The sequence below is a fragment of the Shewanella cyperi genome (assembly GCF_017354985.1).
Classification (GTDB): domain Bacteria; phylum Pseudomonadota; class Gammaproteobacteria; order Enterobacterales; family Shewanellaceae; genus Shewanella; species Shewanella cyperi.
Genome location: NZ_CP071501.1, coordinates 2465882 through 2492856 on the forward strand (window position 1 = coordinate 2465882; position 26975 = coordinate 2492856).

The 26975-nt window shown below is 54.9% G+C and carries 17 protein-coding genes; 8 read left to right on the top strand and 9 right to left on the bottom strand.

Going from position 1 to position 26975, the window contains the following annotated elements:
* Positions 1–7: 7 nt before the first annotated feature.
* Both zipA and JYB84_RS10675 read right to left on the bottom strand, forming a co-directional pair.
* Positions 8–958, bottom strand: coding sequence for a cell division protein ZipA (zipA, locus tag JYB84_RS10670; protein WP_207320071.1), 951 nt, complete (start codon positions 956–958; stop codon positions 8–10).
* Between the two features lie 23 nt (positions 959–981).
* Positions 982–4371 (bottom strand): chromosome segregation protein SMC, encoded by a 3390-nt coding sequence (locus JYB84_RS10675; protein ID WP_207320072.1) that lies wholly within the window; start codon positions 4369–4371, stop codon positions 982–984.
* A 224-nt stretch (positions 4372–4595) separates the two neighbouring features.
* Between JYB84_RS10675 and cysZ the strand changes: the two genes are divergently transcribed.
* Together cysZ and JYB84_RS10685 are read left to right on the top strand one after the other, a co-directional pair.
* Positions 4596–5369 (top strand): sulfate transporter CysZ, encoded by a 774-nt coding sequence (cysZ, locus tag JYB84_RS10680; protein ID WP_207320073.1) that lies wholly within the window; start codon positions 4596–4598, stop codon positions 5367–5369.
* A 209-nt stretch (positions 5370–5578) separates the two neighbouring features.
* Positions 5579–7933, top strand: coding sequence for a carbohydrate binding family 9 domain-containing protein (locus JYB84_RS10685; RefSeq protein WP_207320074.1), 2355 nt, complete (start codon positions 5579–5581; stop codon positions 7931–7933).
* Between the two features lie 90 nt (positions 7934–8023).
* Here JYB84_RS10685 and JYB84_RS10690 read toward each other — a convergent pair whose 3' ends face one another.
* On the bottom strand, positions 8024–8434 hold the full coding sequence (locus JYB84_RS10690) for a GGDEF domain-containing protein (protein WP_207320075.1): 411 nt from the start codon (positions 8432–8434) through the stop codon (positions 8024–8026).
* A 106-nt stretch (positions 8435–8540) separates the two neighbouring features.
* Here JYB84_RS10690 and JYB84_RS10695 point away from each other — a divergent pair, with 106 nt between their 5' ends.
* Positions 8541–9668: an IS110 family RNA-guided transposase gene (locus JYB84_RS10695; protein WP_207319884.1), complete on the top strand. Its 1128-nt coding sequence runs from the start codon at positions 8541–8543 to the stop codon at positions 9666–9668.
* Between the two features lie 247 nt (positions 9669–9915).
* Here JYB84_RS10695 and JYB84_RS10700 read toward each other — a convergent pair whose 3' ends face one another.
* From JYB84_RS10700 to JYB84_RS10710, 3 genes are read right to left on the bottom strand one after another with little or no spacing between them, the layout of a single operon-like run.
* Complete coding sequence (locus JYB84_RS10700; RefSeq protein ID WP_207320076.1) at positions 9916–10788, bottom strand: response regulator; 873 nt, start codon at positions 10786–10788, stop codon at positions 9916–9918.
* Positions 10789–10799: 11 nt separating this feature from the next.
* The gene (locus JYB84_RS10705; RefSeq protein WP_207320077.1) at positions 10800–11921 is read right to left on the bottom strand and encodes a beta-ketoacyl-ACP synthase III; all 1122 of its coding nucleotides are present in this window, start codon (positions 11919–11921) and stop codon (positions 10800–10802) included.
* Positions 11922–11935: 14 nt separating this feature from the next.
* On the bottom strand, positions 11936–13078 hold the full coding sequence (locus tag JYB84_RS10710; protein WP_228290758.1) for an RDD family protein: 1143 nt from the start codon (positions 13076–13078) through the stop codon (positions 11936–11938).
* Between the two features lie 210 nt (positions 13079–13288).
* On the opposite strand from JYB84_RS10710, the gene cysK reads away from it, so the two are divergent.
* The gene (gene cysK / locus JYB84_RS10715; RefSeq protein ID WP_207320079.1) at positions 13289–14257 is read left to right on the top strand and encodes a cysteine synthase A; all 969 of its coding nucleotides are present in this window, start codon (positions 13289–13291) and stop codon (positions 14255–14257) included.
* Positions 14258–14318: 61 nt separating this feature from the next.
* Here cysK and JYB84_RS10720 read toward each other — a convergent pair whose 3' ends face one another.
* Entirely contained in the window at positions 14319–14987 is a 669-nt protein-coding gene (locus tag JYB84_RS10720) for a TetR/AcrR family transcriptional regulator (protein ID WP_207320080.1), read from the bottom strand.
* A gap of 217 nt (positions 14988–15204) precedes the next feature.
* Between JYB84_RS10720 and JYB84_RS10725 the strand changes: the two genes are divergently transcribed.
* The 3 genes from JYB84_RS10725 to JYB84_RS10735 all read left to right on the top strand — a co-directional run bounded on the left by JYB84_RS10725 (position 15205) and on the right by JYB84_RS10735 (position 22004).
* Complete coding sequence (locus tag JYB84_RS10725; RefSeq protein ID WP_207320081.1) at positions 15205–17433, top strand: aminotransferase class V-fold PLP-dependent enzyme; 2229 nt, start codon at positions 15205–15207, stop codon at positions 17431–17433.
* Positions 17434–17600: 167 nt separating this feature from the next.
* Complete coding sequence (locus JYB84_RS10730) at positions 17601–18587, top strand: TDT family transporter (RefSeq protein ID WP_207320082.1); 987 nt, start codon at positions 17601–17603, stop codon at positions 18585–18587.
* Between the two features lie 708 nt (positions 18588–19295).
* Entirely contained in the window at positions 19296–22004 is a 2709-nt protein-coding gene (locus JYB84_RS10735; protein ID WP_207320083.1) for a TonB-dependent receptor domain-containing protein, read from the top strand.
* 61 nt (positions 22005–22065) lie between these two features.
* Here the strand turns inward: JYB84_RS10735 and yfcC are convergent, their stop codons facing one another.
* Positions 22066–23580, bottom strand: coding sequence for a putative basic amino acid antiporter YfcC (gene yfcC, locus JYB84_RS10740; protein WP_228290759.1), 1515 nt, complete (start codon positions 23578–23580; stop codon positions 22066–22068).
* Positions 23581–23776: 196 nt separating this feature from the next.
* Here yfcC and JYB84_RS10745 point away from each other — a divergent pair, with 196 nt between their 5' ends.
* On the top strand, positions 23777–25792 hold the full coding sequence (locus tag JYB84_RS10745; protein ID WP_207320085.1) for a lipase maturation factor family protein: 2016 nt from the start codon (positions 23777–23779) through the stop codon (positions 25790–25792).
* Positions 25793–25859: 67 nt separating this feature from the next.
* On the opposite strand, the gene focA is transcribed toward JYB84_RS10745, so the two are convergent.
* On the bottom strand, positions 25860–26783 hold the full coding sequence (gene focA / locus JYB84_RS10750; protein ID WP_228290760.1) for a formate transporter FocA: 924 nt from the start codon (positions 26781–26783) through the stop codon (positions 25860–25862).
* Between the last annotated feature and the right edge of the window lie 192 nt (positions 26784–26975).

A 26975-nucleotide genomic window follows, 5' to 3' on the forward strand; every position in this document is an offset into this window, starting at 1 on the left:
AGTTAGATTAGGCTTGAGCCCGGATACGGCGCAGATAGTCGGCCTTGGTATGCTCATCCCAGGGACGGCGTTGGCCGTCAAGCACCAGAGCATCGAGATCGTCCGCCAGTTGCTGGGCCGAGTTGAGCATGATGGAGAAGTTCATCAAGGCCTCACCGTGGCAGGGCAAGGTCATGAACAATACCACACCCTGGGTGGTGAACTGCTCCATATTGTCGGGATCGAAGGTGCCTGGTTTAAGCATGTTGGCCATGGAAAACAGCACCTTGCCGGTGCCGGCGTTATCTTCATGGCGATGGAATATGTCCATGTCGCCGAACTTGAAGTTCAGGGTCAGCAGGCTCGGCAGCAGCTCGGCGCCCATGAGTGACTGCCCTTCCCTCGCCACCACATGCAGTACCAGCACGTCACGGGGCTCGCCCAGCTCAGGTTCAGGTTCAGGCTCCGGCTTTGGCTTTGGCTTTGCTTCGCCCTGAGGTTGAGCCGCCGTGGCGTTGGTACTGAATGCCACCTGAGCATCTTCTGCCTCATCCCAATCATCGGTTTCGGCAAACAGGCTATCCTGCTGCGGCTGTTCGCTGCCAAGCCCCAACTCCATCTGGCTGATGGCAGGCTCAGTACGTTTCACCTCGGGCCCAGTTGCGGCCTTGTGGCCACCGAGCATAGGTTCCTGACGGTTGCGCGCCTTGGTGACCCTGGCCTGGGCATCAAGGGCAAACTCAGGTTCTGCAATATCTGCAGGGGCTTCGGCTGGCTTGACCTTGCGCACCCGCACTTCGCCAATGCCATCGGCATCAAAACCCTCGGCATCCCGGCGCTGCGGCGCCACAAAGGCCTGTGGCCTACTTTCTTTGATAGATCTGGGTTGCTGCTTCCTGATAGACCAAAAACCATGCACGAGTACGGCGATAATTGCGATCGCACCCAACACAAACAATACCAGTTGCAAATCTTCCATTGGTTACCCTGTGATTCCCAAAATTATCCGGCGTCGGCCAAGGCCACCGCCTCTTCAATATCTACGGCTACGATGCGTGAAACCCCGGGTTCATGCATCGTTACTCCAACCAGTTGATCAGCCATTTCCATAGTAATTTTATTGTGGCTGATATAAATAAATTGCACCGTGGCGGACATTTCCTGCAACAGACGACAGAACCTGTCGACGTTGGCGTCATCCAGCGGTGCATCGACCTCATCCAGCATACAGAAAGGCGCCGGATTGAGCCTGAAAATAGCAAACACCAATGATAAAGCGGTCAGCGCTTTTTCACCACCCGATAACAGATGTATCGTACTATTCTTTTTCCCCGGTGGCCGCGCCATGATGGTGACACCGGTCTCAAGTAAATCATCATCTGTCAGTGCCAGATAGGCACTGCCGCCGCCGAACACCTTGGGGAACAAGAGCCCCAGATCCGCATTGACCTGATCGAAGGTGGCCCTAAAACGCGTGCGGGTCTCCCTGTCTATCTTGCGGATGGCTTCTTCCAGGCTCTCAAGTGCCTGGTTCAGATCCCTGTCCTGCTCATCCAGGTAATTCTTGCGGCTCTGCTGCTCGTCAAACTCGTCGATGGCGGCCAGGTTGATGGCACCAAGGCGACTGATTTTCTGTCTAAGCTTTTCCAGTCGCCCCTGCCATTCGTCAACCGTGGCGTGAGCGGGAATATCCGGTGCCGTGTCCGCCAGCTGCACCCCGGCGTCTGTCATCAAACCCAGTTGGCTGTCCGCCTGACCCCGCAGGCCCTCGCGGCGCAGCTTCAGGGATTCCAATTGCCGACCAAGTTGCTCTATCTTGCCAACTTCTTGTTTTTGCTTCAATACCAAGGAGTCGATCTGTTCCTGAATACCGGCCTGCTCGGCGCGGTTCTGGGCCAGTGCTGTTTGCCGCTGCTGCTGGGCGGCCAGTAGCAGCTTAAGCTTATCCTCCAGCGCGGCCCGCCCCTCTGTGGTTACCGACATGGATGCGCGCTCAAGCTCAAGCTCCAGGGTGTGTATCTTGGTCACAAGCTCGCTTTGGCGTTGCTCGCCATGGCTCAGTTGCTGCCTCGCCAGCGCGGCCTCTGTCTGCCATTGACGGCACTGGGCCGACAGGGTGGCACATTGACGCTCAAGCTCAGCGCCGCGACCCTTGAGGGTGGCAAACTGCTGCGTGAGTCCGGTTTGAGCCAACTCGCACTGGTGGCGCTCGGCCTCGGCCCCGTCACGCGCTTCCTCCAGCAACTGGGCTTTTTCCTCCAGCAGCTCCAGCTCCAATGCCAGCGCCTCGGCCTCCGAGGCCTGGGTCGCCAGGGCATTGCCCAGAAATTCCAGCTGCCGACTGTCCCTTTCCTGTTGGGCACTGATGGCACTGAGCCTTGCCTGCTCGGCCAGCAAGCGGCGCTGTGCTTCATCCAGTTGTCCCTGGGTGGATGCCACTGCCGCGCGGCACGCCTCCCGCTCTGTTATGGCCTGCTCACGGACCTGCCTTTGCTGTTGGCGCCTGGCCTCCAGTTCTTCCAGCTCCCGGGACAGGGCCTCGGCTTCGGCCTTTAGGGATACACTGCCCTTGCCTCCTGGCTGCAGGCAAAACCCCTGCCCCAGCAATTCACCGCTGCGGGTCACCAGCAGGGCATCCTTGGGGAGCGAGGACAATCTGGCCTGCGCCGCCGACGCATCCTCAACAAATTCAACCCGTGCCAACCAGGGCGCGAGATTAACCGGAGCGCTGACGGGCCCAAAGTGAACAATTGGCCCCAGCATGAAACCGTCATCATGCTGTTCCGTCACGGCCTTGGAGAGCAAGGGTGCCAGCAAGGCCTCCACCGCCCGTTCCCAGCCGGACTCAACCTCCAGGACTTGCCACAGGGCATCAAGGCCCTCGGCCGGCTCAGGGGCCTGCAAGGATTGCAGCAGGGTCAGGCGCGCCGAGACGCCGCTGACGGCCTCATTGGACTCAGCCAAGGCTTGCTCATGGCGGCTGAGCGCCAATTGCGCATCCTCCAGGGCCTCGGCGGCGAGGGCTTTTTTCTCCAGCAACAATTGCTGTTCGGTCTCAAGTGCCATAAGGCCGTTATTGTCGGCCACGGCGTGCCCGCCGTGACGCAATGCAGCTTGTTGCTGGCGATATTCCTCACAGCGCTGGCGCGATTGCTCCAGGCGCTGGCGTATCATCTGTTGCTGGTTGCTGCACTGGGACTGGGCCATGGCGGCATCCGCCGCCCGGCGCTGCACCGCCAATTGCTCCTGCTGGCCGGCATGCAGTTTGTCCTGCAGTTCATCGAGCCTTGCCTGCCATTCTTCCTGTGCCTCGGTGGCCAGGGCCAGTTGGGCCTCACCTTCGGCCAGGCGGGCCTGCAAATTGTCGAGGACAACCTTGGCCTGCTGCTGACTTTCAGCCAGGGCCTTGGCATCCTGGGTGAGGCGTTCGAGCTCGGCCTTGATGCTGGCACTGCGTTCATCCAGGTGGCTCAGTTGCTGCTCAAGCCGCGCCACTTCGGTGCCATGCTGATAAAAGCTTTCCAGGGTCTGCTGCTCGTCTTCCACCAGAGAGCCCAGCGCCAGCTGACGGGTGGCCAGCTCAGCTTCCAGGGCCGTACTGTTGCCCTGGGCCAGATCCAGTTGAAATTGTATCTGCTCCAGTTCCCGTCCCAGGTGCTCGGCACTGTCCAGCAACTCCCGATAGCGCATCACCAGCAACTGGGCATGGGTCTCCCGCTCGCTGTGCTTGTATTCCCGGTAGCGCCTTGCGGCTTCCGCCTGGATGGCGAGTTTTTCCAACTGTTTGCCGAGTTCGAGGCGGATATCCCCCAGCCGTTCCAGGTTATCGCGGGTGTGCCGAATGCGATTTTCGGTGTCACGGCGCCGCTCCTTGTAACGGGAGATCCCCGCCGCTTCCTCGATAAAGACCCGCAGTTCCTGGGGCTTGGACTCAATCAGCCGCGAGATGGTGCCCTGTTCTATGATGGCGTAGCTGCGGGGGCCAAGACCTGTGCCCATAAAAAGATCGGTAATGTCCTTGCGGCGGCACTTCTGGCCATTGAGAAAATACAGGGACTCCCCGTCACGGCTGACCTGGCGCTTGATGGCCAGTTCCTGATAGCTGGCATACTGGCCACCGAGGCGGCCTTCACTGTTGTCGAACACCAGTTCGACCCCGGCCACCGACACCGGCCTGCGGGCACTGGAGCCGTTAAAGATCACATCCGTCATGGCATCGCCGCGCAGGTGCTTGGCAGAGCTTTCCCCCATGACCCAGCGCACGGCGTCAATGACGTTGGATTTGCCGCAGCCGTTGGGGCCTATGATGGCGGTCAGGGGATTGGGAAAGGGAATTTTGGTCGGATCGACGAACGACTTGAATCCAGCAAGTTTGATTTGTTTGAGTCTCATAGTGCCAGTCAGGTCGCCCGCAGGTATTGCCTATTGTTTTTTAGGAATGTTCTTATGGGGCGTTACAGCAATAAAGCCCATGGTTCAACTGAGGGCAACTGTACCAAAGCGGCCAGCATTTTGTAACGTTTTTTATCGGCTTAGCGCTAAATTGGTCCTTGCCTCACGGTCGCCCCTTGCTCACAATGCCAGTCAGGATTTTGTGTAGATAAAAAGTGAGTCCCATGCCCACAGCAACACTGCGCGGCGCCAAGAGTGGCGTCAATTATTTCATGGATGGTTTCCGCCTCATTCGCCAGCCGGGGATCCGCACCTTCGTATTTGTGCCTTTGACCATCAACCTGGTGCTGTTTGCCGGCGCCCTGTGGTTTGCCGTCGGCGAATTGCAGGCCCTGTTTAACTGGATGGATGCCCAATTGCCGGATTATCTTGGCTGGCTCGATGTGCTGCTGTGGCCGCTGGCTATTATCACCCTGTTGGTGGTGATGGCCTTTGTGTTCAGCTCGGTGATGAACTGGCTGTCGGCGCCCTTCAACGGCCTGCTGGCGGAAAAGGTCGAGCAGAAGCTCACCGGCAAGGCGCTCAATTCAGGGACCACTGTGGACCTTATCAAGGACCTGCCACGGATCCTGGGCCGCGAATGGCTGAAGCTGAAGTATTACCTGCCGCGGGCCCTGCTGTTCCTGCTGCTGTTCTGGATCCCCATTTTGGGTCAGACAGTTGCCCCCATTTTATGGTTCCTGTTCAGTGCCTGGATGATGGCCATCCAGTACTGCGACTACCCCTTTGATAACCACAAGGTGCCCTTCAAGGACATGCGCTTTGCCCTGGGCAACACCAAGGGCAGCGCCATGAGTTTCGGCGCCACAGTGACACTGTTTTCCATGATCCCGATAGTGAACTTTATCGTCATGCCGGTGGCCATCTGCGGCGCCACCGCCATGTGGGTCGACAAGTACCGCGAGGCCTATCGCCATCCGGTGATAGCCCCCGAATAACACACCATGCCGGCAACACTGCCGGCTTTTTTTTGCAATCCATTTAATAGCCAGAGTGTTACTGACACAGGCCGGTCTAACACAGGCCATTAACCTTATGTAACAAATTGCCCCTGTCAGCTTGATTCACTTTCGCTAAACTGGGCCCACTTTTGCGCTCATGGCTTTCCTCCTGAAGCGCCATAAAATCAACGATAACAATCAAACACATGACTCATAAAAAGACTTCACTGTGGCGGCGCACGCTGCTGGCAGGCCTGCTACCGCTGGCGGCCTCAAGCGCCCATGCAGGCCTCGACAGCCAGTTCAGTATCCAGATCCCCACGATAGAGACCGCGGCCAATATTGATGGCGAATTGGATGATGCCGTCTGGGCCAAGGCCGGACGCGCCTCGCTTACCTATGAAACCCGTCCATCCGAAAATGGTCCGGCGCCGGTGGCCACCGAAGCCTTTATTTATGCCAGTAAAGATACCCTCTACGTGGCATTTGAGGCCAAAGACCCCAACCCCGACGAAATGCGGGCCCACCTGCGGGCCAGGGACGATGTCTGGGGCGATGACCTCATCGGCATCAAGCTCGACACCTTCAACAGCGCCAAGCTGGCGTACCAGTTTTTCGTCAACCCGCTCGGGGTCCAGTTGGACTCCATAGAGAATGAACTGACCAAACAGGAAAGCGCCGCCTGGGACGGCATTTGGTACAGCGCCGGCACACGCACGGCCACCGGCTATCGAGTGGAGATGGCACTGCCGCTGACGCTGTTCAGCTTTGACAGCGACAAGGACGAGCAGGAATGGGGCATAGAGCTGATCCGTTTTTATCCCCGCAACGAGGATATGCGCTTTTCAACCCACAAAATAGCCAGAGACAACAACTGCCAGTTATGCCAGCTGGGTGTTGCCCGGGGATTGGAGCAAGCCGAACAAGGTAAAGGTATTCAGCTGACGCCCTCCCTGGTGGCCAAGGGGCATCGCAGCCGCGGTCCCGAGGATGGCGCCAAGTGGCAGGACGAAAAAGACCTGGATCCGGGACTCGATATGCGCTGGGCAGTTACCCCGTCGACCCTGGTCAACGCCACCCTCAATCCGGACTTCTCCCAGGTGGAGGCCGATGCCGGCCAACTGGATGTGAATACTACCTTTGCTCTGTTTTACGATGAGAAGCGCGCCTTCTTTCTCGACAACAAGGACTATTTCGATACCCGCATTAACTTGCTGCACACCCGCAACATTGCCGATCCCGATTACGGTCTCAAGCTGACCAGCAAGACGGATCAACACACCTTTGCCCTGCTGGGCAGCAATGACACCCAGACCCATTTCCTGGTACCGGGCAACCTGGGTTCGGGAATTGGCAGCATAGATAAGGAAAGCATCAATCTGGCGGGGCGTTACCGCTTTGACGCCGGCAATCATTTTGCCCTGGGTGGCCTGGTGACGACCAAATCCGCCGGCGATTATCACAATACTGTGGCAAGTGTGGATCTCAAGTATCAGCTTACAGAGCAGGATGCTGTGATCGCCCAGGTGGTGGCATCGGATACCCGTTATCCCGAGGATTTTTTCCAACAGTTTTGCCGTGGCGAAGATTGCAGTGAACCGGACTCGGCCTGCGCTCCGGGGAACTGCGCCCTCAACGAGCGGGTGCTGCGCAGCCGCAAACAGGACAGTTTTGGCGACCGCCTGTTTAACATCAAGTACGAACACAACGATCGCAACTATTACCTGTTTGCCGACTATATCGACATAGGTGAGGATTTCCGTGCCGATCTGGGCTTTGTCGACAAGGTGGACTTTCGCAAATTCACCACCGGTGGCAACTACGTCTGGTATCCCGAATCCGGTCCCTTCAATAAGATAAAACTCGGCGGTGACTGGGACAGAACCCTGAACCAGGCCGGAGAGCAACTGGAGCAGGAGCTGGAAGGCTTTCTGGAGCTGCAGGGCGGCTGGCAAAGCTATCTGGCTATGGGCTGGGTCAACCGCGACCGGGTCGGCCCCCGTCTGGATGGCAGTAAACTCGCCATTGAGGGCAATACCCGTGAATTCAATGAAACCCAGTATTGGTTCTACGGCAACATGAGCCCCCTCACCTGGTTCACTGCCCAGCTGGACAGCGCCTTTGGCGATGAAATTGACCAGGCCAATAATCGTTTGGGGCGCAAGCTGTACCTTAATCCCACCCTGACACTGCGTTTGACCGAAGGGCTGTCACTGAAAATCGCTCACACCTTCCAGACTCTGGATGTGGATGAGGGCCGCCTGTTTACCGCCAATCTGAGCGATCTGCGTCTCAACTGGCAACTGAGTATAGAGAGCTTTATCCGGCTGTCGGCCATCTATACCCATGTCAAACGGGAACCCTCGCGTTATCTGTACTTCACACCCGACCGCCTGTCGCAGCAACTTGGCACAGAACTCCTGTACGGTTACAAGCTCAATCCCTTCAGTGTCTTCTACCTGGGATACTCGGATGCCATGTCCGCCGATGACAGTTTCCCGGGCTTAAGCCGTACCGATCAGACAGTGTTTATGAAGCTGAGCTACGCCTGGGCACTTTGAAGTAATATCAGTGATACGAAACTAAAATAAAATATTTGTGATGGGGAATATAATTCCCCTTCCACTTTTATATCAATTGATTACCAATTTTTAAGAGGCAACACATACCTTATTTCGCCCCTCTGATTTAGCTCGATACAATGCAAGATCAGCACTCTTTAATAAATCCTCAATCATAGAAGCAGATTTACCAACTTCAGTCACTGCCAAACCAATACTGGAACTGATATCCAATTGCATATCATCAATAATAAATGGCAACGTTAGTAATGACTCTCTAAACTCTTCCATTAATGAAGTCGCCGTATCACATTCAACCCCGGGCATCGCAACAACAAACTCTTCTCCCCCCAGACGCGCTACTATACAATCTTGTTTAAATTTATTGCTAAGACGATGAGCAAACTCTTTTAAAACAATATCTCCAATGTCGTGACCATGGGTGTCATTCACGCGTTTAAAGAAGTCTATATCCAGCATTGCAACAGAAATAATAGACATAATGATTCCCTGTGCAGGTGTCGGCCTCCGTGTTTTCTCGTGGGTTAGTTAAACCAGAGCCACACTGTTTGTTGATCCAATAGGCAAACAATCACAGGAGGCCGACATGTCTAAAGCTAACACACTTTTTATCGGTTTGGACGTGCACAAGGAGACCACTGACGTGGCCTGGGTTTCTGATAAGCCGGCTGACACAGTGCACTACCATGGCACTGTTCCAACCAACCTGCGTTCACTTGATAAACTCTTTAAAAACCAAACAGCCAAAGCCAGCAAGCTGTGCGTCATTTATGAAGCCGGTCCCTGCGGTTTCTGGCTCTATCGTCATCTGTTGCGCCGTGGCATTGAATGCTGGGTGGTAGCGCCGGCGCTCATCCCCAAGGCCCCGGGAGACCGGGTCAAAACCGATAAACGCGATGCCATGACCTTGGCCAGACTGGCCCGCAGTGGTGACTTGAAGTCTATCTATGTTCCGGACGAACGGGACGAGGCCATCCGCGACCTTATCCGCTGCCGGGAGGATGCCATGCTCGACTTGCGTCAGGCGCGGCAACGGCTGAAATCCTTCCTGCTGCGTCATGGCCACCCCTGCAGCGGTCGCCAACACTGGACCGAAGCCTATCGGCGTCATCTGGCGGATATCAGCTTCCCGGAAAGTGCCAGCAAAATTACCTTCCAGCATTACATCCACACCGTGACCGAGCGCTATGAGCGCTTGCAGCGGCTGGAGTTAGAACTGCAAAGCCTGGCTGAAAGCTGGCGCTGGTATCCGCTGGTGCAGCGCCTGACGGTGCTGCGGGGCGTGCGTTTTCTGTCCGCCATGACCTTGTTGGCCGAGCTGGGTGACCTGCGGCGCTTTGCCTCGCCGCGTTCCTTAATGAACTTTGTCGGCCTGACACCCAGTGAACGCTCCAGTGGCCAGCGGGAACGAAGGGGTGGTATCACCAAATGTGGCAATGGTCATGCCAGGCGCATCTTAATCGAATCGGCGTGGGCCTATCGATTTCCAGCCCGGGTCTCGCGGGAGCTGGAAAGTCGTCAGCAGGCGCATTCCATCAAGTTGCAAACCCGCTCCTGGGAAGTGCAGCAACGCCTGTGCCGACGGTTCCATGCCCTGAAGGCGCGGGGCAAAGAGTACAACAAGGTGGTCACTGCGGTGGCACGGGAGCTGACCGGTTACATCTGGGACCTGGCGCAGGGCTTTGACGCCGAGAAACCAATACAAGCGTTCTGAAGCTGATTTAAGCAATCACTCTGGCAGTACCGGGCTGCGGCAGCGGTGCGAGCAACCCTCGAGGGCGTTAAGCGGTCACATCCGCGCTCCTAGACTGAGGCAAGGCTCCAACGGCGAACACAAGTAATGCGAATAACCAAACTCGCGGATATCAGCAAGGTCAACCGCCGACACTTACTCGCCCAAGCCCGTCTGCCAGAGTGTCCTTACCGGAGCGTTTTTGGCCCTCCGGTAAGGACACTATTATCTATTTGACAAAGGAAATCATATCAACGCCCTGGTAGCTTTCAGTTCCCCACAACTCTTTTAGTTTGCTCAAGAAATAGCGACGATTAAATATTCCAGTGAGGTAATCTAAATTTGCCAACTCCCAGAGTTTTTTAATCATATCCAGCGAGTCAAGCGTGTTGTTAACTCGACACAAAAATTCTTCATGCACTACCGGCTTCTGCAAAAAGTCATTAGCACCATTCTTAATAAACCTGGCCGTCAGAGACTCATTTCCTTCGTTTGAAAGACCAATAATAGCCAGTTCTTCCCTACTGAATTTTTCTCTCACTCTTAGAATTAACTCAAAACCGTCCATTCCGGGCATATTATAATCGGTAATTAACAATCTTATCCCAGACAAGTCCTGCAATAGCGTCAATGCTTTCTCACCACTATCAACATCAACAACATCAAAAAGCTGTTGTTTAAGCAAGTTTTTCAAAATTTTCCTACTGACAATCGAATCATCAACCACCAATACTTTTGTATCTATATTTCTCTGTAATGTACTAACCAGTTTTACTACATACTCATAACTAAACTTATTTTCTTTATATACATAGTCAACTATACCCATCTGAAGAAGGCGTTGCCTTTGTTTATGATCAAGTGAACCGGTTAGCACTATACAAGGAATTCCGTTTCCCAATACCAACTCGACACTTTCGCCGTTTTCCGCATCTGGCAATCTTAAATCTGTAATTGCAACAAAATAATCATTTATTTCAAACAACGTTTTAGCTGTTGCAAGATCTGGCGCTATGTCGATAATACAATCGTGTTGCTTCTTCAACATAAATTGAAGCACGCGTGCAAGTACGTTACTGTCTTCGATAATTAATATGCGCATTTTGTTGCCTACTAAATTGCTTTTAAAACCAAACTGCCAATGGAATAACCGGCACCGAAGGAGCACAGCAGACCCAGATCGCCCGCCTGCATATCGGCGCGATACTTGTGAAAGGCGATAACTGAGCCGGCAGACGCGGTATTGGCGTACTGATCGAGCACCACGGGCGCGGTCAGCGGGCTCACCTCTTCGCCCAGCAGTTTTTTCACCACAAACTGGTTCATATTGATGTTGGCCTGGTGCAACCACAGGCGCTTGAAGGCATTGGCGGTCAACCCCAGCTCGTCCAGCTGCCCATCCAGATGCTGGTAAATCATAGGCAATAATTCCTTGAACACCTTTCTCCCCTGTTGGTGAAACAGCTTGTCGGGGGCATGGGCGCTGGCGGGATCGCAGCGATTGAGAAAACCAAAATTGCTGCGGATATTACCGGAAAACTCGGTTTTGCACTTGTGACCCAGGATCTCAAAAGCCTGGGGCGCACGGCATTGGGCGGCACTCTCAACCACCAGTGCCGTGGCCACATCACCAAAGATAAAATGGCTGTCACGGTCGCGATAGTTGATTTGCGCCGAGCAAATTTCGGGGCAGATCACCAGTACCCGCAAGGCGCTGCCGCCAAGGATGGCGCCCCTGGCTGCGGCCAGGGCAAAGGTCGCAGAGGAGCAGGCCACCTGCATATCGTAGGCAAAGCCGGCACATCCCAGCTCCCGCTGAATTTCAATGGCAATGGCGGGGTAAGCTCTTTGGGTATAGGCACAGGCGACTATGACCAAATCTATTTCATGGGCGGCCAGCGAAGCGCTTTCCAGAGCCATCCGCGCCGCCGCCAGTCCCATCTCCGCCTGCAATGACAGGCTTTCGGGGCTGCGCTCCGGGATCAGCGGCATCATGATCTCGGGATCCAATATGCCATCCTTGACCATCACGTACCTGTGTTTGATGCCCGATGCTTTTTCGATGAATTCGCTGGAGGAGTAAGCCAGCGCCCCCAGGTGTCCCATGGCGATTTCACCTGCGTGTTCGGCGTTGTACTGATCCACATAGGCGTTATAACTGGCGACCAACTCTTCATTGCTGATGCCATTGGGCGGCGTAAACAGGCCACTGCCGGAAATCACTATGCTATCCATTTGAGCCACCTTGGTTAGTTGTCACTCTTGTCTGCTATTCGATCGGCAGAAGCTTTGCCGCCATTGCCTGCATTAGCCGAGGCCGGTGTGCCGGAATCCACCCCATCAGGGGTATACCTGGGGCGCAGCAAATCTATCACCACGGTACCGGCTATCTTGTCCTGGATGGCCTGGCGATTGGCATCCCAAAAAATCTGCAAAAAGCCCATTAACCCCGTGGCAAAACCGGCACCATAACCACCGTAGCGGCCGAAGGCATCCCAGAATCCGAGTTTTTTGCCGGCCAGGGAAATCACCCGGATCCCGGTCAGTTTCTTGCCCAGGGTCTGGCCATCGAACCAAGCGGTAAAGACGGTGAAATAAAATGCCGCCCAACCAAAACCCAGGCCCAGATCGTTCATGGCGCCCTTTAACCAGCCTAACACACTGTAGGGATCCTTCTGCTCTATATCCCCCGCCACTACCCGCGACTTGGCGGACTTGGCGGACTCCTCGTCACCGGCCTCAGTGCCTGCAACTGCGGGCATGCCGGCGGTGTCATCCTTACCCGCGGCCGGTTCGCTTGTCAGCAACCCGGACAATTTCGGCGTTAATTCAGCTCGCAGCAGCGCCTTGTCGGTATCCGTCAGCGGCAGCTCATCGAGAACCTCATACAACATGGCTTCGGCTTCGGGACGGTTGATTTGCTGCTCCTGCAGCAGGTCGGTCAACATGGCGCCCTTTTCCCTGGCGCAAACCATGTCCTCACAATTCGCCAGACGAATCAGGGCCGGTGCGGTCGCCAGGGCCGCTATTCCCTTACCGGCTTGGGTCTTGGGAGAGTCCGGACTGAACACATTGCCCGTGGACCAGAGCAAGCCCACCAATAAAATCGCGTAAATGATGCGCTTGGCCCACAACCCCAATTTGTCCTGATGCTTGCTGACGTAGAAAACCGCCGCCAGCAGCAACAGCATAAACAAGGGCCCGGCATGTTCGGCAAGCACAGAGACGACCAGACCATCGATGGCCATGGCAACGCCACGGCGCATGGGACTGGCGAGGGGAATGTACAGCAATTCATCGGCCACCTTAAAGGCATAGGGGGTGACCATGGTTTTAGGATCTTTGACCTGGTTATTCTCTTTACTGCCAAAGAGTTGAAGACGTTTAAGCATATATCTCCCTGTTACGGCCCCGATGCCGATGCCACTGTTATCCTGCTGTTGCAAAGAGCCTAACATATTCGTCTGACAGACAAATTAGGCATTATGAATAATAGATTTGGTCGTAATAACCAAAAAGAATAAAGAAGAACAAAGATTCACTTCTAAATGAACGATTCACGTTTATGCTTTAGTGGATAACGCCATAGGAGCACGCGATCCATGAGTAAAATTTTCGAAGACAATTCATATACTATCGGCAACACCCCTCTGGTGCGCCTCAATCGTGTCAGCAATGGCAAAGTGTTGGCCAAGGTCGAGGCCCGTAACCCCAGCTTCAGCGTCAAGTGCCGTATCGGTGCCAACATGATATGGGATGCAGAAAAGAAAGGTCTGCTGAACAAGGACAAAGAACTGATCGAGCCCACCTCAGGTAACACAGGGATCGCACTGGCTTATGTGGCGGCGGCCCGCGGCTACAAACTGACCCTGACCATGCCAAACACCATGAGTCTGGAACGTCGTAAGCTGCTCAAGGCGTTGGGCGCCAATCTGGTGCTGACCGAAGGTGCCAAGGGTATGAAGGGTGCCATTGAAAAGGCTGAGGAGATCCGCCAATCTGCTCCGGACAAATACCTGCTGCTGCAGCAATTTGATAACCCTGCCAACCCTGAAATTCACGAGAAGACCACGGGTCCAGAGATCTGGAATGATACCGACGGCCAGGTTGATGTTCTGGTGGCCGGTGTTGGCACAGGTGGCACCATCACGGGTGTCAGCCGCTACATCAAGAAGACCCAGGGCAAGGCCATCACTTCGGTGGCCGTGGAACCGGCAGACTCGCCTGTGATCAGCCAGACCCTCGCCGGTCAGCCACTGCAACCTGGACCGCACAAAATTCAGGGTATAGGTGCCGGTTTTATTCCCGGTAACCTGGATCTGGAACTGGTGGACAGGGTCGAAACAGTCACCAATGACGAAGCCATTGAAATGGCGCACCGACTGATGAAAGAAGAAGGCATTTTGGTGGGCATCTCTTCCGGTGCCGCCGTGGTGGCCGCCAATCGCATCGCCGCCCTGCCCGAATTCGCCGACAAAAACATAGTGGTGGTATTGCCTTCCGCAGCCGAACGTTACCTGTCCTCTGTACTGTTCCAGGGCCAGTTCAGCGATTTGGAAAACCTGCAGTAACTTTGCAGTAGTTCTGCATTAAAAACGCCCGGCTTGCCGGGCGTTTTATTTGTTTGCAAGGCTAACGTGCCAGCCCCAGTAACAATCCTTCCAACATACCGCGGATCAGCGTCTCGCATTCGGCCATATCCACCCGGGCCCGGCGCACCGAATAGCGATATTCAAGCAAACGGATCAGCCCCAGTACCTGGCAAGCCTCGTTCATGGGCGCTTTGGAGCCCAGTTGCGCAAAGAAGCTTTCCAGTGACCCCAGCACCGCATCATCCATGGGGATCATCACCTTGGCCAACTGCGGATTTCGCAGGGCTTCCTCCTGAAAGGCCAGCTGTAACAGCCGGTTCTCGATATTGAACACCTGACGCTGAATATGCTCACAAATCAACCGGGCAAGAATGTTGGTCAACATATCCCGGCTCTTTTTGTCTCTCAGACTCTCAGGTGTGTAGCTGCGGACGGCGGCAAAGGCACGCTCCTTGAGCTCAATGTTGTGCTCCATGGAACGTTCGGCGAAATACACCAACGCATCATGAATGAGCGCCTTGATGTCTTTGAAGTAGTAGGTTGTTGATGCCAATGGCACCCCGGCCATGTTGGCAACGGCCCTGTGTCTGACACCGCGGATACCATCGCTGGCAATCAGCGCCAGGGTAGCCTCCAGAATGGCGGCGCGTCTGGCGTGACCGTCGCTGCGACTGGTCTGGCGTCCAACATATGACTGCGAGCCTGACATGAGAATCTTCCTTACAAAGGCACTGTAACAGTGACTTGTCCCGCCCCAAGGGGCAAAGGGCAATGACCCCTTCCAAATTGGCCCAACAACATACTCTTTTCGGCCAAACCATTCAATGACGCCGGATAAAATCTCCCCTCTTGTAATGCCGAAAAAAACTGCTAGCATGTCGTTTTGCATAAGTTATTCCTAATAATAATAAGAAGGTTTTTTCCCCATGACGTCTCGCCCCCAAGCCATCTATCTTGATGCCAATGCCACCACTCAGGTACTGCCACAAGCCGCGCAGGCCGCCATGTTGGCGATGCAGGATATGTACGGTAATCCCAGCAGCAGTCACATCACCGGACTGCAGGCCAAAGCCCTGATGGAAGACACCCGCAAAGCAGCCAAACAATGCCTGGGCAGTGGCAACGGTCGCCTGGTGTTCACCAGCGGCGCCACCGAAGGCATTCAAACCGCCATACTCTCGGCCCTGGTGGCCGCACGAAATCAGGGTGGTGCGGCGGGAGGACTGCTGCTCTATGGCGCGACCGAACACAAGGCGGTGCCCGAATCCCTGAAACATTGGAATCAGGTGTTGGGGCTCAATGCCGAAGTCATGGCGATCCCTGTGGACAAAGAAGGACGACTGGATCTGGCCTTTATCGCCGACAAGGCCGCCGATGCCCTGATGATCTGTACCATGGCGGTGAACAACGAGACCGGGGTGTTCCAGGATCTGAAAGCGCTGGAGCATGCCATCCGCAGCCATAATCCAGGTGTGTTTTGGATGGTGGATTGCGTGCAGGCGCTCGGAAAAATCGATTTGGACCTGGCCCACACCAGCATTGACTATGCCCCCTTCAGCGGCCACAAGCTTTACGCGCCCAAGGGCATAGGCATGCTCTATATCCGCGAGTCGGCCCCGTTCACGCCTTTTATTGCCGGCGGTGGCCAGGAAGGCGGTCTGCGCTCAGGAACCGAAAACCTGCCGGCCATGGCCGCGCTGAAAGTGGTGCTGGACATGCTCAACGGCAAGGGGGATACCCAATTTGCCGATAAAGCCACCCTGAGCGCATACCGGTTGCGCCTTATCGCCGCGCTGGAACAGGCGTTTGGCAGGATAGTGCTCAACCACAGCCTGGAAAACAGTGTGCCAACCACACTCAACTTTGCCGTCCCCGGATTTTCCAGCAAAGAAATCATGGACCTGTTTGATGCGGCCAATATCAGGGTCAGCTCAGGCTCGGCCTGCAGCTCCAAGGTCACCGGCAGTTTCGTGCTCGATGCCATGGGATTACCCCGTTGGCAAAGTGAGTCCGCCATTCGCCTGTCCTTTGGTCCGGCCATGACGGAAGCGCAACTGGTCGAGGCCTGCGCGGCAATCAAAGCGGCCGCCGGTGCGTTGCAACATTCCTGCCTGCTGAGCGCCGAATCCAGCGACAGCAATCTAACCAAGGCCCCTTTGCAGGGACTGCTGCAGCTCAAATCCGATGGTGCCTGCTGCTGGTTGTATGTGGAACCCGGCAGCCGCGCCACAGTGATTGTCGATCCCCTGCCGGAGCTGATGGACAGGTTGCTGCAGATTGTCAATTGTCAGCAGTTGCCGGTGGTGGCGGTGCTCGACACACACGGGCACGGCGATCATCAAAGCTGCCGCACTGCCCTGTGCCAGGCCCTGGGATTGGAATTCGATTGCGATCACCTGGGCTGGCCCCAGGATAAAGGCGCCAGCTTGCCCCTTGGCGATGCCAGCCTGATACGCCTTGATACGCCGGGGCATACCGCCGACAGCCGCGCCTATCTGCTCAAAGATGGTGGCGGTGCACAGCAATTTGCCTTCGTCGGCGATACCGTGCTGCCCGGCAGCCTGGGACGCAGTAATTTTGCCTGCTCAGATACCGGCCTGCTGTATGACAGCCTTAAACAGTTGCACTCGACGCTGGGCGAAACCTCTGTGCTCCTGTCTTCCCATGACTATCACAACGACTTTTTCACCAATTTTGCTGCCGAGATCCAACAAAACCCGCTGCTTGCCGGGCTGCTGGCTGGCCGGATAAGCCGGGAGGAATTTATCCTGCGTAAGGATAACCTGGATAGCCGCCTTGAAGATCAGGTGGGCGAAGTGCTGATGTGCGGTGCCTATGATCAGTGCCAACAGGCCCAGTCCGTGGTGGAATACCGTGGTCAGAACCTGGATGACTTGCTGGCGCGCGACCCCGAAGCCTTGCTGCTGGATATCCGCGAGCCCCATGAGTACCAGTTGTCCCACAGACAGGAGCGCTGCATCAATGTGCCCCTGAGCCGACTTGCGGGCTTTGTGGCTGAAAACGCAGCCGACTACGACAGGATGCTGATACTTATCTGTCGCAGTGGCAGTCGCTCTCTGGTGGCCGCCAGGGCGCTCAAACGCCTGGGTTATCACAACGTGGCCCACGTGAACGGCGGCTACGCCCTGGGCTAACCGGGTTCCCTTGCCGGTCAAACGCCCATGGCCCCGGATGCTCTGCTTCCGGGGCCATTTTCATTGCTGCAGTAAATTTTAATTACTCAACCATTAAGATATATCAAATTTTCTTAATCGCCCCTTGGGCATACTATGGCAGCCTTTAATGCTTCAGGAACCCTGCCATGAATTCCATTCCAGCTCTGGTCAGCCGAATCGCGCACCTACCAAGTCCGCTTGGGGGCCTGGCCCTGGCCATCGCCGGTTTGGGTTGGAGCCTGGAAAACCTGGGGCCAGGATTCAATGGTCAGGCCCAATTAATGGGCGCCCTGTTGGCCACGCCCTTGCTGCTGTTGCTGATGGCCAAGTTTGTGTTGCATCCCAGGGTATTGTGGCAGGAATTGAGTCACCCTCTGCTTGGCAGCGTACTGCCCACCTTTGCCATGGGATTGATGACTGTGTCCAACTGCCTGGGTCAGTATGCCCCCCGGGTCGCTTCCGGAGTGTGGACCTTTGCCGTGCTGGTACATATCTGCTTCTTTACCCTGTTTGCCGGCCACAGGCTCCGCCGCTTTAAACTGACAGATATGGCCCCCAGTTGGTTTGTGCCACCGGTGGGCATCATAGTCGCGGCATTTGCCATGCCCACAGGTGCCTACCTGGCGCTCGCCCAGGGGTTGCTCGGATTTGGCCTGATTTCCTATGGCCTGCTGCTGCCCTTGATGCTGTATCGCTTAATTGTGTGTGCTCCGCTTGCCACCGCCGCCATGCCCTCACTTGCCATCCTCGCGGCACCCGCCAGCCTGTCGTTGGCCGGTTACCTCAGCATTACCCAGCAAGTCAATCCCATAGTGATAGCCCTGCTGCTGCCGCTGGCCCTGTTGATGACCTCTGTGGTGTACCTGGCGGCTCCAACCTTATTGCGCCTGCCGTTCAGTCCGGGCTATGCGGCATTTACCTTTCCCATGGTGATAGGGGCAACGGCCCTGTTCAAGGTCAGCGCCTGGATGAGTGCCAACGGCATGAAGGAATTAAGCGTGACTGTGCATGATTTGGCACTGGTTGAGCTGCTGATTGCCTGTCTGACCGTGCTCTGGGTCAGTATCTGCTTCTTCAAGTATTTCTTTCCAACTGCGTTTGCCAAAACCCGGCAACCGACCTTATCCACATAAAAGGCGTTTGACAGGCTGAAGATCTGCAATGGCCCAAACGCAGAATCTGCTCCATCGGCAGCTGATGGCTTCAGCTAACCCCGACACATTTCCACCAGTCTCAAAGCTTTATCAGTTCATAAATTAGCTATCACTGATTTCATCATGTAGTTGGCATTTTAATAAGATGCGTCCAAGCCCGATATAAACGCAATAAAACTGAATATTCAATCAAGCATTAACGAAATGGCATGTTGTTATATAGGTCAGAGGAAAACATATATCAAAGCAAAAATAACAACCAAAACCTCGTTATACAGAATGACAACCTTTTTACATTGTATATTTAGCATTCAGTTTCTGAACAAACCAATAATTACCCGACAACAAAATGTTGCGAAATTGCTTACCTATCACAGACTTTAAACATAGATAAATCTAATAAATATCAATCGAAAGCACACACCATTAACCATTTTAATACAATATAAGCATTGCAGTAATATTTCCGCTTATTTATTGATCCGTGTGAAATTTCCATCTGACACTCTTTAATTTATTGTTGCCATAAGGCTCATTGTTTGTTGTTTTTTACAAGAATTTACCTTGTATTGAACTTGTTATTTCCCTGTGCTTATATCTTTCCCCGAAATAAATTCTGATGCTAAAAAACATGAGCAACCGAATTTATTACGCATAAAAACACAATAAAGTGTCAGGGAGAAAAACATGCAAACCAATAATACATTGGCCAAAGCCATTCGCTTTGCGCTGATTGGCGGCGCTGCGATTGCTGCCACCCAAACAACGACTGCTTTCGCTGCCGAAGAAGGTGTAAAAGTAGAACGCATAGAAGTGACCGGTTCCCGCATCAAGCGCACCGATATGGAGAACGCCACTCCTGTCACAGTGATGAGCGCTGAAGATATGGCCAAACAAGGCTTTACCAATATCCAGGACGCTCTTGAAAGCCTCAGCTCTACCACTGGAGCCATGACCACTCAGTCTGTCCATGGTTTCACTCCTGCAGCCTCTTCCATTAGTCTGCGTAACGCCGGTGCCAGCCGTACCTTGACGTTGATAAATGGTAAGCGCCTGAACCAATACCCCAAGCCAGCCGGCGGCACTGACAATTTTGTTGACACTGCTAACCTGCCAATGGAAGCCGTCGCCAGAATTGAAGTTCTGCAGTCTGGTGCTTCTGCCGTATACGGTGCTGATGCCGTGGGTGGTGTAGTTAACATCATTCTCAAAAAAGATTTTGAAGGCGCCGCAGTAAAATATCGCCATGGTGACACTACTGAAGGTGGCGGCGCTTCTGACCGTATCGCCCTGTCTTTGGGTGCCTCTTCCGATCGCTCCAACGTATCTACCTTCATGGAATTCACCGATACTGAAGAGCTGAAAGCGTCCGAAAGGGAAGTTTTTGGTGTGCACACCGATTTGGTTCCTTATAGCCCATTTGCCGCGTACAGCTCTTATGGTGCTCGTATTGCAGGCGGTCCAAAAGGAAACTCTGTAGCCGGCAGTTTGCCAGCAGCCGAGTGTACAGCCCAAGGATTTCTGTGGATCCCTGAAAAGAACCTCTGTGGTTTCGATCGCTCTCAATGGCGCGATCTGGCTCCCGAAAGCACTCGTTTCATCAGTTCCACCAACTACAATTACGAGCTCAATGATAATCTGAGCTTCGTGGGTCGCTTCGACTACGCCCAAGCCAGCTCAACTACTCGCATTGAGCCTATGGCCATTGACAACTATACGGTCAATGTTGCCGGTGATGTGATCACATTGGGAGTGGATCTGGACGACAGTCTGACCAAGTCCTTTGACAAGGCCACTGGTCTTGGCGGTGATTTTGCCAATGCCGAAGACGGTGACTACTATTACGTTCGCCGTCTGCACGAATTCAGTAACCGCGCCGGTGAAACCAATACCCGCAATTACTTCTTCACTGCGGGCCTGGAAGGCGTTATTGCCGACGAGTACAACTGGGATGCCTCGGTAAACTACGGTCGCACAAATCTGGACATCTACAGCAGCGGCTATGCCAGTGCTGGCAGCATGTTTGCCTACCTGTCCGAAGGTGAATTTGGTCGTTCACTGCTGAATCCAATCACTGCCGCCGATGTGGAAAACATTGCCTATTCACCGTTTGAGCGTGCCCAATCGACCCAAAAGAACATCCAGGCCAACATCTCTGGTGCTGCTTTCGACCTGCCAGCCGGCAGTGTTGACTTTGCTTTCGGTGCCGAATGGACCAAGCAGGATTATGAAACCGATACGGATTCAGAATCCAAGAAAGGCAACATCCTGAGCCGCGGCGGTTCTTCAGGCCAGGGCGATCGCTCGTACTGGGCTTCCTATGTTGAAATGCGCGTACCTGTTACCGAAGAATTGGTGGTAGATACAGCCGTACGTTACGACAGATACAGTGATTTCGGTGGCAACTTGACACCACAAATCGCCCTTGAATACCGTCCAATGGACGAACTGCTGGTCCGCGCAACTGTAGGTAAAGTTTTCCGTGCCCCTGATATGCACAGGGTTTACGGTGATGCCACCAAAGGCTTTGATACAGTTATCGACTTCCAGAAGTGCGAAGCTCTGGGCGGCACGCCTGGCAAACCAAGTGCCGATGCCACCACCCACACCGTCTGTAATGAGCTGCACATAGATACCACCACAGGTGCCAACAAAGACCTGAATGCAGAGAAAGGCTATACAGCCAACATTGGCGCTGTATGGGGTGGTGATTCACTGAACGCTTCTATCGACGTATGGCAATGGAAGCTGGATGACATGGTGAGTGATATCAGCGCAGATAAAGCTGCTCGTGAATACACCACCTATGCCGACATGATCACCCGTGACGCCACCGGTACCATTACCCATGTGAACGCTGTGGCTCAAAACCTGGCATTCCAAAAAGTCCGTGGTATCGATATGACCGCCGGCTACGGTTGGGATCTGGATGCCATGGGTGAGCTGAAGCTGAACTTCAATGGTTCTTACATCCTGCTGTCTGAGGGACAAACTGACCCTACCGCAGACATTGATGATGATCTGGAAGATGGCGGCCTGCCACAGTATCGTGCCAACCTGCTCGCGACCTGGATTTTTGATGACTTTGAGACCACCCTGGGTGCGTACCATACCGCCCGCATGCACGGAGTGTCTTACAAGTCATTTAAAGCATCTGCCGAGAAAAAAGGTTTGGAATTTGATGAGAGTGCCCATGAAGTGGCTTCTCAAACCAAGTGGAATCTGAGCACCAGCTACCACGCAACCGAGTCAATCACAGTCAAGGCCGGTGTGGTCAACCTGTTCAATGTGGGTCCAAACTTCGACCCCACTGATACCTCCTGGCCTCACTACCCACGGTCTGTATACAATGCCCGTGGCCGTGAATGGTTCATCGAAGGTGAAGTGAAGTTCTGATAGCAGATTAATTAAACTAAAACGGCACCCCAGGGTGCCGTTTTTATTTCGCACTAAGCTGTCAGACAAACCCAAGATAATGGCAACCCAGCACCATCAGGCTCGCCGCGACCATTAACAGCACCAGAAAGCGCCAGATGAATCTCAGCCAGGCACCGAATTCCACCCGGCACACACCCAGGGTGGCCATCAGGGACGCCGAGGTCGGCACTATCACATTGGTAAAACCATCCCCCAACTGAAACGCAAGCACGGCCACCTGACGGCTGACACCGACTATGTCGGACAAGGGTGCCATTAGGGGCATGGTCAGGGCTGCCTGTCCCGATCCCGAAGTCACAAAGAAATTGAATACCGATTGGAACAACAGCATAAACCAGGCCGACAGCGCAGTTGGCAGCTGTCCAATGAGTTCACCCGCTGCCGCCAAAATGGTGTTGAGCACACTCGGCTGAGTAGGACCGCCGTTGCCAAGCATAATAAGCACCCCGGCCGCACCTCCCACCAGCAAACAGGGCTCCAGCATGGTGGCGGCCCCCTGTTTGAACTGTCTGGCAACCAGGCTTGGGGTCATGCCGTTAAGCCCAAAAATGCAGGCAATTAACCCTGTCACCAGCCCCATGGTAAAGAACTGACTGGCAATTTCAGGGATAAACCAGGCCTTGACCAACACACCCCAAATCACCCATACCATGGTTGCCAATAGCGTCAGCAGCACCAGGGTATCACCGAGATTAAATCGCCCCTTATGGTCCTGGTCACTCTGGGCATCACGGAAATGGGCATCGGTGGCGTAGCTGTAAGACAGCGTGGGATCCCGCTTGATGCGCTTGGCGTAGTGCATGGTGAACAGGGTGCCCAGCAGGGTGAAGCCGAACCACATGGGCATGCGCACCAGGGCACCCGACAGCACGGGAATGCCGGCGATCCCCTGGGCTATAGCGACGCTGAAGGGGTTCATCCAACTGGCACCGAAACCCACCTGGGTGGCCACATAGGTCACCATCACAGTGGTAATGCCGTCGTAGCCCAGACGTATCATTAGTGGGCAGAGAATAATGGCAAAGGCGATGGCCTCCTCCCCCATACCGAACACTGCGCCGCCCAAGGAAAACAAACCGAACAACAAGGGGATAAAGAGTTGCTCCCGCCCCTGGGTGTGTGCAATAAGGCGCAGGATGGCGTTATCCACCGTGCCCGTAGCCATCACCACACCAAAGGAGCCACCTATCACCAGCATAAACATGATGACGCCGACCGCACTGCCCCACTTGTCCCCGGACACCAGTCCCTCGAACATGAAGTTCAGCAAACCGCGACCGGAAGCATCAAACAGGGCCACAGGTGCCAGCCTGGGTTCCCCGTCCTCGTCCAGGTCATAGCGGAAAGAGCCCGGATCCACCACTGTGCGGCTCTTGGTCTCGCCATTCTGGCTGAAATGCACTTCCTGGGTATCAAAGGCCCCCGTAGGCACCAAATAGGTCAGGGCGGCGGCAAACAGGGCCACAAAGAAGATAAGCACCAGGGTATCGGGCATGGCAAGGGGCTTTTTGCCCGTGGATGTTGCGGTCGTCATTAAGGCAGTTCTCGCAGGAAACGGTGGCTTTAGCATGTGGGCAGGCAATATAAACCAAAATCATGCCCGGCCCAAATGAACCCAATTCCCACGAGTCAAAGGGAGCGGGGATAACCCAGCCACCTCATCACCAGTGGTCCCGGTTGGATTTGATAAACAGCGCCGCCCCTTTTCATTTCTGATCTATATTTGCGCTATGAATGCCCTTCCCCTGCTCATCTACGACGGCGACTGCCGCTTCTGTCAACGCTGGGTAGACTACTGGTCTCGCCAGACGGGGGCGTGCGTGTACTTTCTTCCCTTCCAGGAAATCGTTCCCCAAGAGCCAGCCCAGGGCCGCCAGACCGAGCCGTATCAGCAGTTGGACAGTGCCGCCTTTGCCAAACACATGTATTTCTTCGATGAGCAGGGGCGGCAATATCGGGGCGCCGCGGCCGCCTGCCAGCTACTTAAACGCATACCGGGCAAGGGCTTCTATGCCTGGGCCTATTTGCATCTGCCCGGCGTGGGGCGCTGCAGCGAAGCTGTCTACGACTGGGTGGCAAACCACAGGGGCTTGTGTTTTTCACTGCAGAAACTGCTGCTGGGGGAGCACTTGTATCCGGGTGACTATCGCCTGACAAGCTGGCTGTTTCTGCGTTTGCTGGCACTGATATACCTTTGTGCCTTTGCATCTTTCCACTGGCAGGCACCTGGTCTTATAGGCCATAACGGCCTACTGCCCCTGGCGGACTTTATTGACGCCAGCCGGGAGTATCTCGGACCCCAGGGTTATTGGCGCATGCCGACCCTCTTCTGGTGGGTAAATACGGATGGTGCTATCCGGGCCGTAACCCTGTCCGGCATAGCACTGAGCCTGCTGCTGTTTTTTAATATCCTATCCAGAGCATGCCTCATACTGCTGTATCTCTTGTACCTGTCACTGCTGTACGGCGGTCAGGTCTTCATGTCTTTCCAATGGGATCTCCTGCTGCTGGAAACCGGACTGTTGGCACTGTTTCTCGAACCGTTTTCCAATCCATTTTTTTCCAAACCTTTGTCCAGGCAACGGGCCACACAAGGTACTGAGTATCATCGCAGGAGCCTTGGGATCTGGCTGTTACGCCTGCTGCTGTTTCGCTTCATTCTGATGTCGGGTGCAGTCAAATTGTTCAGCGGCGATCCCAGCTGGCGCAATCTCACGGCGCTGCAATATCATCTGCACACCCAACCACTGCCAACACCGCTTGCCTGGTATGCCGAGCAATTGCCTGCTTGGAGTCTGCAGGCCTGCACGGCCTTGGTATTGGTCATAGAGCTGCTGTTGCCCTGGTTTATTTTCCTTGGCAGACGTCCGCGGCACCTCGCCGCCTGGGGCATAATTCTGCTGCAACTCGGCATACTGCTGACCGGCAACTACAACTTCTTCAACCTTCTGACCCTGGTGCTGTGTCTTTCCCTGTTTGACGACAGGGCGCTGAAAAGTCTGCTCTCCAGCGTTCCGACGAAGTTGGGGTTTGGCAGACAAAGCAGCGCCACAGGGGACAATACTTTGCAAGAAGACGCGCCGGGGGCTGAGGCTTCGCCGAGGGAAACACGGCCAATCTGGCTTAAGGGAGGGCGTTACCTGGCGGGATGGTTTCTCGGTGCATTGGGACTGATGCAAATAGCCATAGGCCTGGGGCTTACCCCACAGGGCATGCTGACGTTACAGAGCCTCCTCAGACCCTGGCAGCTTGCCAGTCCCTACGGTGTCTTTGCGGTAATGACCACAACCCGCCCCGAAATCCTTATCGAGGGTTCGACGGACGGAGAACACTGGCAAGCCTATGGCCTGCCCTACAAACCCGGGGACACCACGCGGCCACCGCAGTGGAACATCCCTTTCCAACCCAGACTCGACTGGCAGCTGTGGTTTGCGGCACTGGACAGCGACTATCCGCCGCCCTGGTTTCGTATGCTGATACTGCGGCTTTTGTTCAACAGCCCCGAAGTGTTGGCGCTGCTGCAACACAATCCCTTCGAGGGTGAAGCGCCTAAAATGGTGCGCGCCCGGCTTTTCGAATATCGCTTCACCTCCCGGCAAGAACATGCGAAGACCGGAGACTGGTGGCACGCCGAAGAAATGGGCAGCTACTTCCCCGCGGTGCAATACAGAATCAAAGTCACTCCCTTGAATGGCGATACACCTCTGCCCGAAAGCCAAGGGAACAGCTGCGTTCCCGAATGTTGATATTGGATCCAGGAGTTCAGAAAAACGCCCGGTCAAGGCCGGGCGTTTGCATCCACTTAATCTCACCTCAGTGGTCAGTGTTTTGCTCAATCCACCAGTAGCCCAGACCAACCACCAAGGCGCCGCCGACAATGTTGCCCAAGGTTACGGGGATGAGATTATGCAGGATGAAGTTACTTAAGGTCAGGTCGGCAAAGGTTGCAGGATCAACACCTATGACGCTGAAAAACTCACTGCCGGCAAAACTGTGAATGGCAATCCCCAAAGGCACCATAAACAGGTTGGCAATGCTGTGCTCAAAGCCGCTGCTGACAAACATGGCCACGGGCAACACCAGCAGCAAGGCCTTACTCAGGGTATCGCGGCAGGCAAAGGTCATCCACACCCCAAGGCATACCAGCATGTTACACAAGACCCCAAGGCAAAAGGCCTGGCTCCAGCTGTGGTGTAGCTTGTGCTGCGCCAGTTTCAAGGCACCGAGTCCCCACTGGCCGCCATCCAATTGATACAGTCCGGCGCCCATGACAAGCGCCACCATAAACCCAGCCCCCAGGGCATTACCACCAAACACCCGGCCCCAGCAAGTGAGCATCTGGGCGGTATTGATACGCTTAGCGGCCCAGGCGACGCTGGTGAGTACCGAACTGGTGAACAGTTCTCCGCCACTGACCACCACCAAAATCAATCCCAGACTGAAGGCAATGCCGCCAACCAGGCGTACCAGGCCCCAGGGGGCAGCCCCGGCGCCCGTGGTGACCGTCAGGTAAAACACAAAGGCAATGGAGATAAAGATGCCGGCAAACACCCCCAGCCCCGTCAGCGCTGTGGCGGATTTGGCAACTTTTCCGGCGCCGTACTGCTCTGCCTGTGCCACCAGACCCATTGGCGCCGGGTTTGGCTGTTGATTTGCCGTCGACGCCCCTGTGCCGCGTTGCGGCGCATCATTCTGTTCTGGACCATGAAATATCCCGACCTCTTGATTGGCTGCCATCGGCGCTTTGCTTGCCACTGCCTGCTTTGTCGTCATTGCCTGCTCACTGCTGCTTGCTGTTGATTGCCTTCACACATAAACCTTGATGTGCCCCGGTTCGCAGGCATTATCCCGCCCTGAAAATGACTGGACAGAGAGGGCCCGCCAAAGCGTGACCGCCATCACAACCCCAAGTGCATTTCTTTGAAGTCG

Coding starts and splice junctions, on each gene's coding strand:
- zipA (WP_207320071.1), bottom strand. CDS start 958: ATGGAAGATTTGCAACTGGTATTGTTTGTGTTGGGTGCGATCGCAATT.
- JYB84_RS10675 (WP_207320072.1), bottom strand. CDS start 4,371: ATGAGACTCAAACAAATCAAACTTGCTGGATTCAAGTCGTTCGTCGAT.
- cysZ (WP_207320073.1), top strand. CDS start 4,596: ATGCCCACAGCAACACTGCGCGGCGCCAAGAGTGGCGTCAATTATTTC.
- JYB84_RS10685 (WP_207320074.1), top strand. CDS start 5,579: ATGACTCATAAAAAGACTTCACTGTGGCGGCGCACGCTGCTGGCAGGC.
- JYB84_RS10690 (WP_207320075.1), bottom strand. CDS start 8,434: ATGTCTATTATTTCTGTTGCAATGCTGGATATAGACTTCTTTAAACGC.
- JYB84_RS10695 (WP_207319884.1), top strand. CDS start 8,541: ATGTCTAAAGCTAACACACTTTTTATCGGTTTGGACGTGCACAAGGAG.
- JYB84_RS10700 (WP_207320076.1), bottom strand. CDS start 10,788: ATGCGCATATTAATTATCGAAGACAGTAACGTACTTGCACGCGTGCTT.
- JYB84_RS10705 (WP_207320077.1), bottom strand. CDS start 11,921: ATGGATAGCATAGTGATTTCCGGCAGTGGCCTGTTTACGCCGCCCAAT.
- JYB84_RS10710 (WP_228290758.1), bottom strand. CDS start 13,078: ATGCTTAAACGTCTTCAACTCTTTGGCAGTAAAGAGAATAACCAGGTC.
- cysK (WP_207320079.1), top strand. CDS start 13,289: ATGAGTAAAATTTTCGAAGACAATTCATATACTATCGGCAACACCCCT.
- JYB84_RS10720 (WP_207320080.1), bottom strand. CDS start 14,987: ATGTCAGGCTCGCAGTCATATGTTGGACGCCAGACCAGTCGCAGCGAC.
- JYB84_RS10725 (WP_207320081.1), top strand. CDS start 15,205: ATGACGTCTCGCCCCCAAGCCATCTATCTTGATGCCAATGCCACCACT.
- JYB84_RS10730 (WP_207320082.1), top strand. CDS start 17,601: ATGAATTCCATTCCAGCTCTGGTCAGCCGAATCGCGCACCTACCAAGT.
- JYB84_RS10735 (WP_207320083.1), top strand. CDS start 19,296: ATGCAAACCAATAATACATTGGCCAAAGCCATTCGCTTTGCGCTGATT.
- yfcC (WP_228290759.1), bottom strand. CDS start 23,580: ATGACGACCGCAACATCCACGGGCAAAAAGCCCCTTGCCATGCCCGAT.
- JYB84_RS10745 (WP_207320085.1), top strand. CDS start 23,777: ATGAATGCCCTTCCCCTGCTCATCTACGACGGCGACTGCCGCTTCTGT.
- focA (WP_228290760.1), bottom strand. CDS start 26,783: ATGGCAGCCAATCAAGAGGTCGGGATATTTCATGGTCCAGAACAGAAT.